The sequence below is a fragment of the Tenacibaculum sp. MEBiC06402 genome (genome assembly GCF_049239625.1).
Classification (GTDB): domain Bacteria; phylum Bacteroidota; class Bacteroidia; order Flavobacteriales; family Flavobacteriaceae; genus Polaribacter.
In genome coordinates, this window is the sequence record NZ_JBMKKT010000104.1 from 212294 (window position 1) to 225552 (window position 13259).

General features: G+C 31.1%; 14 protein-coding genes. 4 read left to right on the forward strand and 10 right to left on the reverse strand.

The genetic code is table 11. The features are described from left to right. From ACOSP6_RS15240 to dapA, 3 genes are all read right to left on the reverse strand, one after another. Entirely contained in the window at nucleotides 1-831 is an 831-nt protein-coding gene (locus tag ACOSP6_RS15240; RefSeq protein ID WP_422093860.1) for an outer membrane protein assembly factor BamD, read from the reverse strand. 118 nt (nucleotides 832-949) lie between these two features. Further along, complete coding sequence (locus ACOSP6_RS15245; RefSeq protein ID WP_422093859.1) at nucleotides 950-1459, reverse strand: ferritin; 510 nt, start codon at nucleotides 1457-1459, stop codon at nucleotides 950-952. 89 nt (nucleotides 1460-1548) lie between these two features. Further along, complete coding sequence (gene dapA, locus ACOSP6_RS15250; protein ID WP_422093858.1) at nucleotides 1549-2424, reverse strand: 4-hydroxy-tetrahydrodipicolinate synthase; 876 nt, start codon at nucleotides 2422-2424, stop codon at nucleotides 1549-1551. A 267-nt stretch (nucleotides 2425-2691) separates the two neighbouring features. On the opposite strand from dapA, the gene ACOSP6_RS15255 reads away from it, so the two are divergent. Then, nucleotides 2692-3075 carry a DoxX family membrane protein gene (locus tag ACOSP6_RS15255; protein ID WP_422093857.1) on the forward strand — a complete coding sequence of 128 codons (384 nt, stop codon included), beginning with the start codon at nucleotides 2692-2694 and terminating at the stop codon, nucleotides 3073-3075. Here the strand turns inward: ACOSP6_RS15255 and ACOSP6_RS15260 are convergent. The 7 genes from ACOSP6_RS15260 to ACOSP6_RS15290 form a co-directional block, all read right to left on the reverse strand. After that, entirely contained in the window at nucleotides 3070-3735 is a 666-nt protein-coding gene (locus tag ACOSP6_RS15260) for a lysoplasmalogenase (protein ID WP_422093856.1), read from the reverse strand. The two genes, ACOSP6_RS15255 and ACOSP6_RS15260, sit on opposite strands and share 6 nt — an antisense overlap. Before the next feature lie 16 nt (nucleotides 3736-3751). Next, a complete protein-coding gene (locus tag ACOSP6_RS15265; RefSeq protein ID WP_422093855.1) occupies nucleotides 3752-4423 on the reverse strand; it encodes a hypothetical protein in 672 nt (223 codons plus the stop codon). 31 nt (nucleotides 4424-4454) lie between these two features. Next, nucleotides 4455-5138 carry a lysoplasmalogenase family protein gene (locus ACOSP6_RS15270; RefSeq protein ID WP_422093854.1) on the reverse strand — a complete coding sequence of 228 codons (684 nt, stop codon included), beginning with the start codon at nucleotides 5136-5138 and terminating at the stop codon, nucleotides 4455-4457. Between the two features lie 6 nt (nucleotides 5139-5144). Further along, nucleotides 5145-7142 carry an NAD-dependent DNA ligase LigA gene (ligA, locus tag ACOSP6_RS15275; RefSeq protein ID WP_422093853.1) on the reverse strand — a complete coding sequence of 666 codons (1998 nt, stop codon included), beginning with the start codon at nucleotides 7140-7142 and terminating at the stop codon, nucleotides 5145-5147. After that, on the reverse strand, nucleotides 7142-7720 hold the full coding sequence (locus ACOSP6_RS15280) for a DinB family protein (RefSeq protein ID WP_422093852.1): 579 nt from the start codon (nucleotides 7718-7720) through the stop codon (nucleotides 7142-7144). The genes ligA and ACOSP6_RS15280 overlap by 1 nt, the downstream gene beginning before the upstream one ends. 103 nt (nucleotides 7721-7823) lie before the next feature. Next, a complete protein-coding gene (locus tag ACOSP6_RS15285; protein WP_422093851.1) occupies nucleotides 7824-9269 on the reverse strand; it encodes a glyceraldehyde-3-phosphate dehydrogenase in 1446 nt (481 codons plus the stop codon). 116 nt (nucleotides 9270-9385) lie between these two features. Further along, nucleotides 9386-10771 (reverse strand): S1C family serine protease, encoded by a 1386-nt coding sequence (locus ACOSP6_RS15290; RefSeq protein WP_422093850.1) that lies wholly within the window; start codon nucleotides 10769-10771, stop codon nucleotides 9386-9388. 133 nt (nucleotides 10772-10904) lie between these two features. Here ACOSP6_RS15290 and dapF point away from each other — a divergent pair, with 133 nt between their 5' ends. From dapF to mltG, 3 genes are read left to right on the forward strand one after another with little or no spacing between them, the layout of a single operon-like run. Next, nucleotides 10905-11681, forward strand: a complete 777-nt coding sequence (gene dapF, locus ACOSP6_RS15295) for a diaminopimelate epimerase (protein ID WP_422093849.1) — start codon at nucleotides 10905-10907, stop codon at nucleotides 11679-11681. Further along, nucleotides 11681-12208 carry a GNAT family N-acetyltransferase gene (locus ACOSP6_RS15300; RefSeq protein ID WP_422093848.1) on the forward strand — a complete coding sequence of 176 codons (528 nt, stop codon included), beginning with the start codon at nucleotides 11681-11683 and terminating at the stop codon, nucleotides 12206-12208. Before dapF ends, ACOSP6_RS15300 begins: the two co-directional genes overlap by 1 nt. Continuing rightward, nucleotides 12198-13229 carry an endolytic transglycosylase MltG gene (gene mltG / locus ACOSP6_RS15305; protein WP_422093847.1) on the forward strand — a complete coding sequence of 344 codons (1032 nt, stop codon included), beginning with the start codon at nucleotides 12198-12200 and terminating at the stop codon, nucleotides 13227-13229. The genes ACOSP6_RS15300 and mltG overlap by 11 nt, the downstream gene beginning before the upstream one ends. Nucleotides 13230-13259: the final 30 nt, after the last annotated feature.

Genomic DNA, 13259 nt, shown 5'->3' on the forward strand with positions numbered 1-13259 from the left:
TTAACTTTTACTATTAACTATTAATTGCTGTATTCTCTCTTGTTCTTTATTTAATACTGCTAACATTTCTTCTGATTCTTTTTTAAATTTAGACTCAGGGAAATTACGTTTGAACTTTTCGTATGCTTTTACCGCATTTTTGATACGCTCTTCTTTTCTTTTAATTTTACTTTTAAGAGCTAAATCATGAGCAGATCTAAATCGCAAGAATAATGCTTCCTCTTTGTAACGAGTACCTAAATAATCTGTCAATAAATTATCAAAAGCAGTTATCGCTGCTCTATAATTTCTTGGGTCAGTTTGCGCGGTAGTATAATAACCTTTTGCTATTTCAAAAGCTTTTGTTTCTAACTTAAACTGCAATTCGTTATAAAATTTGTTTGCCTCCGCCAAACGCGGTGAATCTGGATATTTGTCTATAAAAGATTGAAAAGATTCCAACGCCTTATTCGTATCTGTAGGATCTTTACTATATATAGGAGCTGCCTTATAATAGCTCAACGCCGATAAAAAATCTGCTTCCTCTTTCTTTGAACTTTTTGGATAATTCTGAGAAAAACGATTAAAGTAATATCCAGCTATACTGAAATTCTTTTCATTAAAATTTGAATTGGCCACCATATATTGAATTCTTTCCATTTGTGGCTTGTTACGATATGCTGGCGTAACTTTTTCAAATAAACGTAAAGCTTTACTATATTTTTTAGCTTCATACATTTTTACCGCCATCTTGTATTGCTCTTCTATGGTACCTCTGTTTAAAACCTTTTGGTACTCACCACACGAAGTCAACAGGACTAACGATAAAACGAAATATATCTTTCTGATCATTTTTTGCATTTTGCAAAATTAGTAATTAATTATGTATTATTAAAATGAATTCGTAGCTACGAGTTCTTGTGCAATAACGCATAATTAACAATAAGATGCTATTAAACGTTTGTTAAATTTACTGCGGTGCATTTTCTTGACCAACTAACTGCTTTACATCATTATCAAATAAGTACAATCCACCTTTATCATCACCAATTAAATTGATTTTATCTAGAATGGTTCGAGCTAATGCTTCTTCTTCGATTTGTTCGGCAACATACCATTGTAAAAAGTTATGAGTTGCGTAATCTCTTGCCTCGAGAGTAATATGAACTAAATCGTTTATTGACTTAGAAACCATTACTTCATGATCAAATAACGTTTGGAACATATCTTTGAAAGAACCAAACTTAGGTGATGGCGCTTCTAATGCTGGAACCATTGCATGACCTCCTCTTTCGTTAATAAACTTAACGAGCTTTAACATGTGCATACGTTCTTCATCGGAATGTGCGTACATAAATTGAGAAACTCCTTCGAAACCTTGAACTTCAGCCCAAGATGCCATTGCTAAATATACTTGAGATGACTGCGCTTCTATTTGAACTTGTTTATTTAATGCTGACTCTATTTTTTCTGATAACATAATTCTCTATTTTTACTACAACAAAGATGCAAAAAAGCTCATAATTCTGCATTATGAGCTTTATTTATTTTCTTATAGCTGTATTTGCTTTATTGATGATCCATAAAGTCGGAAATTCGAGTTTGCAGAGATTCTGAAGCTTTTACCAACGGCAACCTAACCACGTCTTCGCATACACCTAATTTCTGCAACATTGCCTTGATTCCTGCAGGGTTTCCTTCTTCAAAAATTAAATCTATGCTATCTGCTACGTTGTAATGTAGTTTATAAGCTTCTTTTGGATTTCCATCCAGTCCAAGTCTAATTAAATTAGAAAACTTCTTTGGCAAACCTTGAGCTATTACACTAATAACTCCTGCTCCCCCTGCCAAAACCATTGGAAGAGCAATCATATCATCGCCAGAAATAACTAAAAAGTCTTCCGGTACATTTTGAATAATCTTCATAGCTTGTACCATATCTCCTTTCGCTTCTTTAACCGCGATAACGTTTTCGAAATCATTCGCTAAACGAACAATTACTTCAGGAGACATATTTGAAGATGTTCTTCCTGGTACATTATATAAGATAATCGGTTTATCAGTAGCCTCTGCAACTTTTTTAAAATGTTGATAAATACCTTCTTGAGTTGGTTTGTTGTAATATGGCGAAACTGAAAGTATCGCATCAAAACTCGACAAATCAGTATATTTAATCTCCTCAACAACTGCTGCTGTATTATTTCCTCCAATTCCAATAACTAGAGGGAGTCTTCCATTATTGACTTCAATAATCTTCGATTTCACAGCCTCTTTTTCATCTTTAGATAACGTTGCTGGTTCACCTGTTGTTCCGAGAACAACTAAGTAATCAATTCCATTCTCTATTTGGTAATTAACTAATCTTTCTAATCCGTCAAAGTCAACAGAACCATCTTCTAAAAAAGGAGTAACCAAAGCAACTCCTGTTCCAATAAATTTTTGCATTTCCTTCTTAAAATTTGACTCAAAATTACTGCTTTATTTTGTATGAAAAGCGGTTTATTTACAGAATATACAAATTTTCTAAGCTTGTTTAATTTTATCTCAATAATGAAAACTCAACTAGAAAATCTTATTTCTATAAAACTTAGAATAGACTAATAAATTGAAACCCTATACACCCCTTATTTTTCGCAAATTCATTTTATTTTAACATTTTTGAAATGATGTTTAAATTGTTCCGTCTAATTCCAAAACAAATTTTAAATAATTATGAAAACACGTTTGCCACTTATATTAAAAATTATCGCAGCTGTAATAATGTTACAAACATTGTTTTTTAAGTTCACTGGTGCTCAAGAAAGCATTGACCTATTTACAAAAGTTGCTGGAGAAAATGAACAATTAATGAGAATTGGTACAGGGGTTTTAGAACTAATTGCATCTATTTTACTATTTATACCTAGAAGAGTTTGGTTAGGCGCCGCATTAACAGTGGGATTAATGGGAGGTGCTATTTTCTCTCATTTAACAAAAATCGGCATAACACACAATAACGACGGAGGTACTTTGTTTATGATGGCCGTTATCACTTTAATCTCAGGTGGAATTTTACTGTTTTTCAATAAAAAAGATATTCCCTTTTTAGATTTATAATTCTGACTTTAGTGATTTAGCAATTAAAGCCTTACAAATTAAATATTGAGCAACTATATAAGTAATCATTATTAGGCTTCCTAAATCAGTATTCATCAAATAAAATTTATTAATCGCTATTATACTGTCTGATAGAATAAAAACAATAGCACCTATAAGCAACCATAAGTTTTCGGTTGCTTTGTTTTTTATATAATTTACCAAAGAAAACGTTCCGAAAGCAGAAATAACTAAACCATATACTATAACCGGAATCAGTAGCTCTTTAAGGTTATCTTTAATCAAAAAAACTACTCCACCAAAATACCCTAGAAAAACAAGAGCAAATTTAACAAATACAGCAACGTTTAGTTTAGGTAAAAATCCATTTATAAGTTTAATATACAGCACATGAGTCAGTAGAAAAGAAACTAAACCAAGAACAAAAAACCTCTCCGGAAATAATAATAAAACATCTCCCCAAAAAGAGAAAAACAATGCTGATATATACAAGAAACTTGGTTTTTTTACGGATACTAAATATAAAACCGCTAGCGAAACTGTGATTAAAGGTTTAAAAATAAACTCTAATAACTCACTATGGATTAGTACACCATAAATCTCACAGAAAGAAACAATTAAAAATAGAATCGAAAAAAGAATTGTTCTAAAGTTTTTCATAAAAGATAAATTCAAATTAGCTGCTTAAATGTTTTTCTCTTAAAAGAAATGATTTATAAAATAAAAAGCACGATATCATCCAAATACTTAAAGAAATCAAATCAAAATAAACATTTGATATATTAAAAATTACCACAGCATAAACAGCATCAGAAATTACACGAACTCCAATAGTTAGGAACAATAATCCATTAGCTAAAATCATTTCGTGTTTATAATTCAATAAGGAAACTGAAAATAATAATGAAACAGTTAATCCATAAAATAAAATTGAAAAGTAACAATTTCCTTTATCTTGAATTACATAAACAAATACTATTAAAAATAAAATTACAGATAAAAGAAAATAGATAAGCAACTCTTTTTTTGCACGTTTTGAAATCGTTTGTAACATCATTCTTACTAAGAGAAGATTTCCAAGACCATATATAATTAGTGCTAACCAAAACATATTTAACGCAGCACTTACAATATCGGCAATTACAATAAGTAAAAAGGTAGAAATTATTAGAGGACTTTTTATTTTACTCTCAAAACTATAGAGCATCAAAAGAAAAATGATTGGTATAGGTTTTAGAGAATTTCTCAAAGCATTGTTATCAGAAGTAACAGTGGCTAGCATGTATAAGTACAAAATACCTGTTAAAACAAATCCTAAAAACAACCCTATTTTGGTAACTCTATTCAAACTTTTATAAATTTAATTTACAAAACCTTCTTTACATAATTCGATTAAAAAAATTTGAAACTCGCTTTTCATTAAATAAAAAACCTCTGTAAAATAAGAAATTAGAGATTAATAAAGTACTCAGTGAGAAAATATCAAAATACACATCGGTTTCGCTAAACAAAACTATCGCATAAATTGAATCAGAAATAATTCTAAACCCAATAGCGACAAGTAAAATAAAATTAGCATGTTCCATACTCTCGATGTAATTCATTAATATAAACGAAGTAACAAGGCAAATACAAACTCCATAAAACAAAATAGGAATCATAGAATTACCAGGATCGTTTAAAACAAAAACATAAACAATGGTAAATAAGAAACCGAATAACAACAAATAAATTAATAGTAGTTTATAGGTTTCTTTATTAATGTACTTGCTTATAGAATTTACTAATAACAAATATGCCATCCCGTAAGAGATTATACCAATATTAAAACCATAAGCAATTGATGTAAAAATATCTCCAATCAAACTTAAAAATAGAAAACCTATATGCGTTTTATTATATTTCTTTGTTTCGATTAGATACAAAGCAATTAATATGAGAGTTGGAAATGGTTTAATCTCGAATTTATATTGATGATTAACAACAATTAAATACACACTAATAGCACATATAATTGCATACACTACAAATAAAGACCTCTTTATGTTTTTTAGTTTCAACAAGTGTAATTATTTAATCATACTTATAAATTCATCTTCAGAAATTATATCAATTCCTAAATCTTGTGCTTTTGTCAATTTACTAGGCCCCATGTTATCACCAGCAACTATAAAACTAGTTTTTTTAGATATAGAACTGCTTACTTTACCTCCGTTATCTTCAATTGCTTTCTTTAAATCATTCCTACTCATTTGATGAAAAACTCCAGAAACTACAATTATTTTTCCTTCTAGTTTATTGGTTTGGTTACTCAGTTCCTCCTGAGAAACTTCAAGTTGTACTCCATAACTTTTTAATCTCGAGATGATGCCTAAGTTTTTTTCATCTTTTGAAAAACTCAAAACACTTTCTGCTATTTTTTCTCCAATCTCATCAACATTAATTAACTCTTCAAAACTGGCATTTAACAAACTATCAATTGACTTGAAATGTTTCGCTAATTTTTTTGCCACTGTTTCACCAACAAATCGAATTCCCAAGGCAAATAAAACCTTTTCAAAAGGAATTTCTTTTGATTTTTCAATTCCTTCAATCATATTTTGAGCAGATTTCTCTGCCATTCGCTCTAAAGGAATTATTTGATCTACATTTAACTCATATAAATCAGCATAGTTTTCAATCAACCCTTCTTTTCTCAGTAAATCAACTGTTTCTCCTCCTAAACCGTCAATATCCATGGCCTTTCTACTAATAAAATGCTGAATTCTTCCTGTAATTTGAGGAGCACAACCAAATTCATTCGGGCAATAATGTTTTGCGTCACCTTCTGTCCTTACTAACTCTGTTTTACATTCAGGACAATGAGTTGCATATTGAGTAGGAACAGAATCTACGGGTCTCATAGACAAATCAACTCCCATAATTTTAGGAATAATTTCACCTCCTTTTTCTACATAAACTGTATCACCAATTCTCACATCCAACTTTTCAATTTGATCTGAGTTATGTAATGATGCTCTCTTAACAATAGTTCCAGCTAAATACACAGGTTCTAAATTTGCTACAGGAGTTATTGCACCAGTTCTTCCAACTTGATAAGTAATTTCATTAAGTAAAGTTGAAACCTGTTCAGCTTTAAATTTATAAGCAATTGCCCATCTTGGAGATTTTGATGTATATCCAAGCTCTTCTTGTTGGTAAAGCGAATTAACTTTAACAACAACACCATCTGTTTCGTAAGGTAATTCATGACGCTTTTCGTCCCAATAGTTTACGAATTCCAGAACTTCGGAAATAGATTTCGCTAGAGAAATGGTTTCTGGAACTTTAAAACCACAATTTCTTGCCGCATTTAGGCTCTCGAAATGAGTTTTATATTTCCTTTCGTTTGTTACTACCTGGTACAACAAACAATCTAACGGTCGTTTAGCAACCTCTCCGCTATCTTGTAGCTTCAGGCTTCCACTAGCAGTATTTCTTGGATTTCTATAAGGTTCTTCTCCATTCGCAACTCGTTCTTGGTTCATAGCATTAAATCCATCTAGCGGCAAAATTATTTCACCTCTCATTTCAAAATCTGAAACAAAATCATTCGTCAACACTAGAGGAATAGATTTAATTGTTCGAATATTTGTGGTTACTTCATCTCCTTGAAAACCATCACCTCTGGTTACGGCTCGGACAAATTTTCCTCCTTCATAAGTTAAGTTAATAGAGGCACCATCGTACTTTAACTCACAAGTGTATTCAATTTCTGTAGTTCCTAACAATTTTTGAATACGCTTTTCCCAATCTAATAAATCTTCTTTAGAATATGAATTATCGAGAGAATACATTCTGTTTTTATGAAAAACAGTATTAAAGTTTTTAGTGATCTGACCTCCTACTCTTTGAGTTGGTGAATTTGGATCAAAAAATTCAGGATTCTGATCTTCTAATTGCTCGAGCTCTTTTAATTTTATATCAAACTCATAATCAGAAATCGTAGCATTATCTAACACATAATAATTATAATTATGCTTATTTAACTCTTTTCTTAAAGATGCTATCTTCTCTTTAATTGTCATTATTTCCTAATCTTACCCGTTAATAAACTAACCCCTTTCGGAAAAGGGTTTCCTGATGAACGTCTAAATGAAACAATTTGTCCACAATGCCATATAGCATCAGCAATTGGTCCGTTTAATTGATTCCAAAAAGGATATTCTTCTACTTTTCCATTTCCTCTTTTAATCTTCATAACAAACTTTGAAATATCGTCTGCCTCTTTCAATATATCACTGGCTTTTTTAAAATTTTTAAGCGTCAATGCTCTCATTTCTTCAAAAGTTAATGAACCTTCTTTTGGAAATGTCATTGTAGTATTTTCTACAGCACTTAACGTCATAATAGATAATACTAAAATATGATCTGCAGTATCAAAAACACTTCTTGTTTTATCTCCTGGTTTGTATTTCAAATCTTTTTCTGTCAGATCTTTTGTTGCCCAATAATACCTAAACCCTAGACCATCTATCAATCTACTAGCTACAGCACCGGCTGTATACTTCTCAGGTGCTTCTGGTATTTCATAATACGGTAATTCCTGAGCATTGGTTTGATTTATCATAACAAAAAATATGATTAGAGATAAAAATGACTTCATCTTTGTTCTTTATAAAAATTCGATTTGCAATTTACTATTTTTAAACAAAAAAAATCCGAAGTATTTACCTCGGATTTTTAAAGTTGAAATAGTAGTTAGTCTACTAATAATAAGTATATCGACGAACTTTTGCTATGTGCTTAGCCAAACGCATTACTTGGTGAGAATAACCATACTCGTTATCATACCAAACGTAAATTACAATTGTATCTCCATCTACAATTGTAGCTTTACTATCAAAAATTGAAGGAGCAGTTGTTCCTACGATATCGGTAGAAACTAATTCGTTACTTAACGAATATTTGATTTGCTCAACCAAATCTCCTTCTAAAGCATATTGCTTCATTATTGCATTAACTGCTTCAACAGTAGTTTCCGAATTTAATTGTAAATTCAATACAGCTAATGATCCGTTAGGTACAGGAACTCTAATTGCATTTGAAGTTAATTTTCCTTCTAATGCAGGTAATGCCTTAGAAACTGCTTTTCCAGCTCCTGTTTCGGTAATTACCATATTTAAAGCTGCAGCTCTACCTCTACGATATTTTTTATGCATATTATCAACTAAATTTTGATCATTAGTATATGCATGAATAGTTTCTAAGTGTCCTTTTTTGATTCCAAAATTATCTTCTAAAACCTTTAATACTGGAGTAATTGCATTTGTTGTACAAGACGCAGCTGAGAAAATATCAATTGAATCAGGATTATTCTCTAAATGATTAACTCCATGCACAATATTTGGAACTCCCTTTCCTGGAGCTGTTAACAATACTTTACTTGCTCCTTTAGCAGTTAAATGACGACTTAATGCTTCTTTATCTCTAAAAGCTCCTGTATTATCAATTACTAAAGCATCATTAATTCCATAAGAAGTATAATCAATTTCTTCTTCTGGTCCTCCTGCAGAAATCATGTGTACCGTCGTTCCATTAATGATTAATGCATTATTTTCAGCATCAACTTGAACAGTTCCTAAAAAATCACCGTGAACTGAATCAACACTTAATAAAGAAGCTCTTTTTTCTAAAACTGCTTCATCTATTTTACCACGAGTAACAATTGCTCTTAATCTTAATTGAGAACCTTTACCCATTCTTGTGCTTAATTCTCTCGCTAATAAACGACCGATACGACCGAAACCATAAAGAACGACATCTTTAGGCTCAAAGTTAGTAGCTTCAGTAGCATCTTTTAATTGATTTTTCACAAAATCAACAGTATCTAATTCAGCATCATCTATTAAATAATATTCATATGCTAATTTACCTATATCTAATTTTGAAGCTGGTAAGTCAATACTTTGAATAGCTTTAGCAATTGCTAATGCGTCTTGAATTGTAATTGGTTTTGTAACAAACTCTTTTGCATAGTTTATTAAGTTTAACACCTCACTAGCTCTTTTGTCTACTAATGGGTTTCTAAACAATACTAATTCAATTGATTTGTCGTACCATAAATCGTTTACAATATTGATAAATTCAGTAGTTGCTCTTCTTACTTGAGCTTGATTTACCACTTCTTTTTCGTAATTTGTTATTGTTGACATAGTTGTGTTAACTAAATTTTTAAAAATTTGGTGCAAAAGTAGTTATTTCAAACGATTTCGTAACCCAAAAAACAAAAAAAACTCGATAATAAAATTACCGAGTTTTTTTTTAGATTTTATAATCCGTATCGTTCAATTTGTCCTTCTGGACTAACGAGCTCTATAATTAATCTTCTGCCACTTCTTTGAGAGTAACTATCGAGTAAATTAGCAGCTTCTGATGCTGAGTAGATTTTCTTTCCGTTAATTTTAGTAATCACATATCCTTCACCAACATTGTACTCTACAAAAGCTGGATTGGTAGATTTAATAATTTTTGCTCCGTTTTCTAGCTTTCTTTCTTTTTGTTCTTTTTCCGTCAAGTCTTTTAACCTGATACCAAACACAGTAGAATCAAAGGTTGTTCTTTTCATTAGTGTTACGGATTTTGTTAAAAATTCTCCATCCCTTTCTATGGTTACATCAACACTTTGTCCCGGCCTCTTTGCATTCAGTTGCCCTTTTAAATCCGCTATTTTACTTATTTTAACGTTATTCACCCTTTTAATAATGTCTCCTTCCTTTAAACCTGCTAAGTCAGCTCCTTCTCCTGAAGTAACTTCAACAATTTCAACTCCTTCTACTTCATCTCTATCAGGACGAAAACTGAATCCCATTACCGCTTCTTGAACATTTCCAAACTCTAATAAGTCATCTATAATCTTCTTTGTAATATTTGAAGGTACTGCAAATGAATATCCTATAAAAGAACCCGTCCTAGAACTTATGGCTGTATTAATTCCAATTAACTCTCCTCTCGTATTCACTAATGCCCCACCGCTATTACCAGGGTTTACAGCTGCATCCGTTTGAATAAATGCATCAATATTTGTGTTTCCTTGTAAATCTCTTCCTTTTGCACTAATAATCCCAGCAGTAACTGTAGAATTTAAATTATAAGGATTTCCAACGGCCAATACCCACTCTCCTATTTTTGCATTATCTGAATTACCAAAAGTAATATATGGTAAATCGAAATCTGAATTAATTTTTAGTAAAGCAATATCATTTTTAACATCTGCTCCAACCAACTCTGCTTTATATTTCTTTTTATTATTTAAGGTAACTTCTAAATCTGTTGCTCCATCTATTACATGGTTATTTGTCACAATATATCCATCTGAAGAAATAATTACACCGCTTCCTGTTCCAACTCTTTCCTGTTTTCTCTTTCCACTTCCTGTTCCAAAAAACTCCTCAAACGGGTTATAGACCTCTTTGATTGCAGTATTTTTCACATGAACAACCGTATTTACTGTTTTTTCAGCAGCTTCGGTAAAATCTGTTGGAACTGAAGTTGTATTTAAAACTGCAGGTGTGTAACTTGCATTCATTGTTTGTAATGCCGGCTCGACCGTTTTTTCAACAATATCTTGTGGCTTTTCAATAAAAATCTTGTAAACTCCTAATGAAGAAGCTCCTCCCAAAAATGCAATAGTCAATATTCCTAAAACTCTTTTCATATATATTAAATTTTTAAGCTAATCAAAGATACAATTTTAACATTTTAACACAATCTGTTTAACTTCTCTTTAACGGACTTTAACCGCCATTTAACAATCATATTTTCCTGAGTAAATACGTATATTTGCTCCAATGAATTTAGAGTTTTACAAGTACCAAGGAACGGGAAATGATTTTGTGATGATTGATAATAGATCTTCTTTTTTTCCAAAAGAGAACAAGGAGCTTATCAACAAATTGTGTGATCGTAATTTTGGAGTCGGTGGAGATGGATTAATCTTACTAGAGAATGATGCAAATACTGATTTTAGAATGGTGTATTTTAATGCAGATGGAAATCAAAGTACCATGTGTGGAAATGGTGGAAGATGTATTGTAGCATTTGCAAATCAATTAAATGTTATAAAAAACCAAACAACATTTATTGCAATTGATGGGCTTCATCATGCGACTATTGAGAACGGAATTGTTTCATTACAAATGATTGATGTGAATGAAGTGAAAAATGAAAACGGATTTGTTTTTACTGACACCGGTTCTCCTCATCATGTCGAACTCGTAGAAAATATCGGCTCTTTCGATGTTTATAACAAAGGAAAACAAATTCGTAATAATGTATATGGTTCCGAAGGAAGTAATGTTAATTTTGTTGAACAACTCAACTCCAATTCTTTTAGAATAAGAACCTATGAACGTGGAGTTGAAGATGAAACTTTAGCATGTGGAACCGGCGCTACAGCCGCTGCAATTGCCATGCATAAAACGAATAAAACAGAGGCTACAGACATAAATATTCAAGTAGAAGGTGGACAACTCTCTATTTCATTTGATGTGCAAGATAATAAGTATAAGAATGTATTTTTAAAAGGTCCAGCTGAGTTTGTTTTTAAAGGTCAAATTGAAATTTAATGCAAACATTAAGAGGAAAAAATATTAATCTTAGAGCAGTTGAACCTGAAGATTTAGATTTTCTTTTTCAAATTGAAAATAACCAACTCTTCTGGGAAGTTAGTCATACCCAAACACCCTTTTCAAAGTTTCTCTTAAAACAATACATAGAGAACTGTCACTTGGACATTTATGAAGCAAAACAGTTACGTTTGGTTATTGAAGAAATAAAAAATAATAACCCGATTGGACTTATAGACTTGTTTGATTTTAATCCTCAGCATAGAAGAGCTGGAGTTGGAATTGTCATTCATGAAAACTATCAACACAATGGTTTCGCCAATGAAGCATTGAGCATCTTATTAAATTATAGTTTTACAAATCTTAATTTACACCAATTATTTGCTAATATTGCTAACGACAATCAAAAAAGCATTTCGTTATTTAAAAAACATCACTTTAAACAAGTTGGAGTAAAAAAAGACTGGCTTTTTTCAAAAGGAGACTTTAAAGACGAAATATTATTTCAATTAATCAATGAAAAATAAAATCATCATAATTCTAGGAATCTTACTTCTTATATTTGGAGCGGTAGGATTCTATTTTTACAACAAAATTTTTTCAACTGCAGTGCACAAAGAAGCTTCAATATTTATTAAATCAAACAGTAATATGGATGATTTAAAAGTTTCACTTGAGGGAATTGTAGATAATTACGAAGATTTCCTATGGGTAGCCGATTTGAAAAAATTCAATAAACCTAAAGGAGGAATGTATGTTGTAAAGAAAGGAATGAATATGAATGATTTGGTTAATCTTTTTCGTTCTGGAAATCAAACTGCAGTAAAAGTTACCTTCAACAATCAAGATACATTAGAAAAATTGGCTGGAAGAATCGCACAACAAATAGAAGCCGATAGTATTTCTTTATTAAATGCATTTAAAGATACTAAGTTTCTTCAAGAGAATGATTTTACAGAAAAATCTGTATTGGGAATGTATATACCAAATCAGTATGAAGTTTATTGGAACACTTCTCCTGAAAGATTCAGAAATAAAATGTTACAACAGTATAATAAGTTCTGGAACAAAAGCAGGTTAGAAAAAGCTAGTAAACTTGGTTTAACAGAAGATCAAGTTATAACCCTCGCTTCAATTGTGCAAAAAGAAACTGCACAAATTTCAGAGCGCCCAAAAGTAGCAGGCCTATATTTAAACAGATATAAGAATAATTGGCCATTAGAAGCAGACCCAACTATAATTTATGCTTTGAAAGAGGTCAACGGTCAAGATTTTATTGTAAAAAGAGTCTTATTCAGAGATATTGAAAACACAAAAAAATCACCTTATAATACTTACAAAAATATTGGCTTACCTCCTTCTCCAATATCAATGCCCGATATTTCATCAATAGAAGCAGTTTTAAATCCTGAAAAACATGACTACTATTTTATGTGTGCGAGCGTCGATAATATAGGTTTTCATGAATTTGCTAAAACACTAGCGCAACACAACCGAAATGCTGTGAAATATCAAAGATGGATTAATAATCAAGGGATTAAGCGATAATTTTAACAAAAATTTATTTTTAATCGATTA

What these genes read in the sequence shown, in the direction of transcription:
- ACOSP6_RS15255 (WP_422093857.1), top strand. Translation starts at nt 2,692, where the DNA reads ATGAAAACACGTTTGCCACTTATATTAAAAATTATCGCAGCTGTAATA.
- ACOSP6_RS15285 (WP_422093851.1), bottom strand. Translation starts at nt 9,269, where the DNA reads ATGTCAACAATAACAAATTACGAAAAAGAAGTGGTAAATCAAGCTCAA.
- dapA (WP_422093858.1), bottom strand. Translation starts at nt 2,424, where the DNA reads ATGCAAAAATTTATTGGAACAGGAGTTGCTTTGGTTACTCCTTTTTTA.
- mltG (WP_422093847.1), top strand. Translation starts at nt 12,198, where the DNA reads ATGAAAAATAAAATCATCATAATTCTAGGAATCTTACTTCTTATATTT.
- ACOSP6_RS15240 (WP_422093860.1), bottom strand. Translation starts at nt 831, where the DNA reads ATGATCAGAAAGATATATTTCGTTTTATCGTTAGTCCTGTTGACTTCG.
- ligA (WP_422093853.1), bottom strand. Translation starts at nt 7,142, where the DNA reads ATGACAATTAAAGAGAAGATAGCATCTTTAAGAAAAGAGTTAAATAAG.
- ACOSP6_RS15300 (WP_422093848.1), top strand. Translation starts at nt 11,681, where the DNA reads ATGCAAACATTAAGAGGAAAAAATATTAATCTTAGAGCAGTTGAACCT.
- ACOSP6_RS15280 (WP_422093852.1), bottom strand. Translation starts at nt 7,720, where the DNA reads ATGAAGTCATTTTTATCTCTAATCATATTTTTTGTTATGATAAATCAA.
- ACOSP6_RS15245 (WP_422093859.1), bottom strand. Translation starts at nt 1,459, where the DNA reads ATGTTATCAGAAAAAATAGAGTCAGCATTAAATAAACAAGTTCAAATA.
- dapF (WP_422093849.1), top strand. Translation starts at nt 10,905, where the DNA reads ATGAATTTAGAGTTTTACAAGTACCAAGGAACGGGAAATGATTTTGTG.
- ACOSP6_RS15260 (WP_422093856.1), bottom strand. Translation starts at nt 3,735, where the DNA reads ATGAAAAACTTTAGAACAATTCTTTTTTCGATTCTATTTTTAATTGTT.
- ACOSP6_RS15290 (WP_422093850.1), bottom strand. Translation starts at nt 10,771, where the DNA reads ATGAAAAGAGTTTTAGGAATATTGACTATTGCATTTTTGGGAGGAGCT.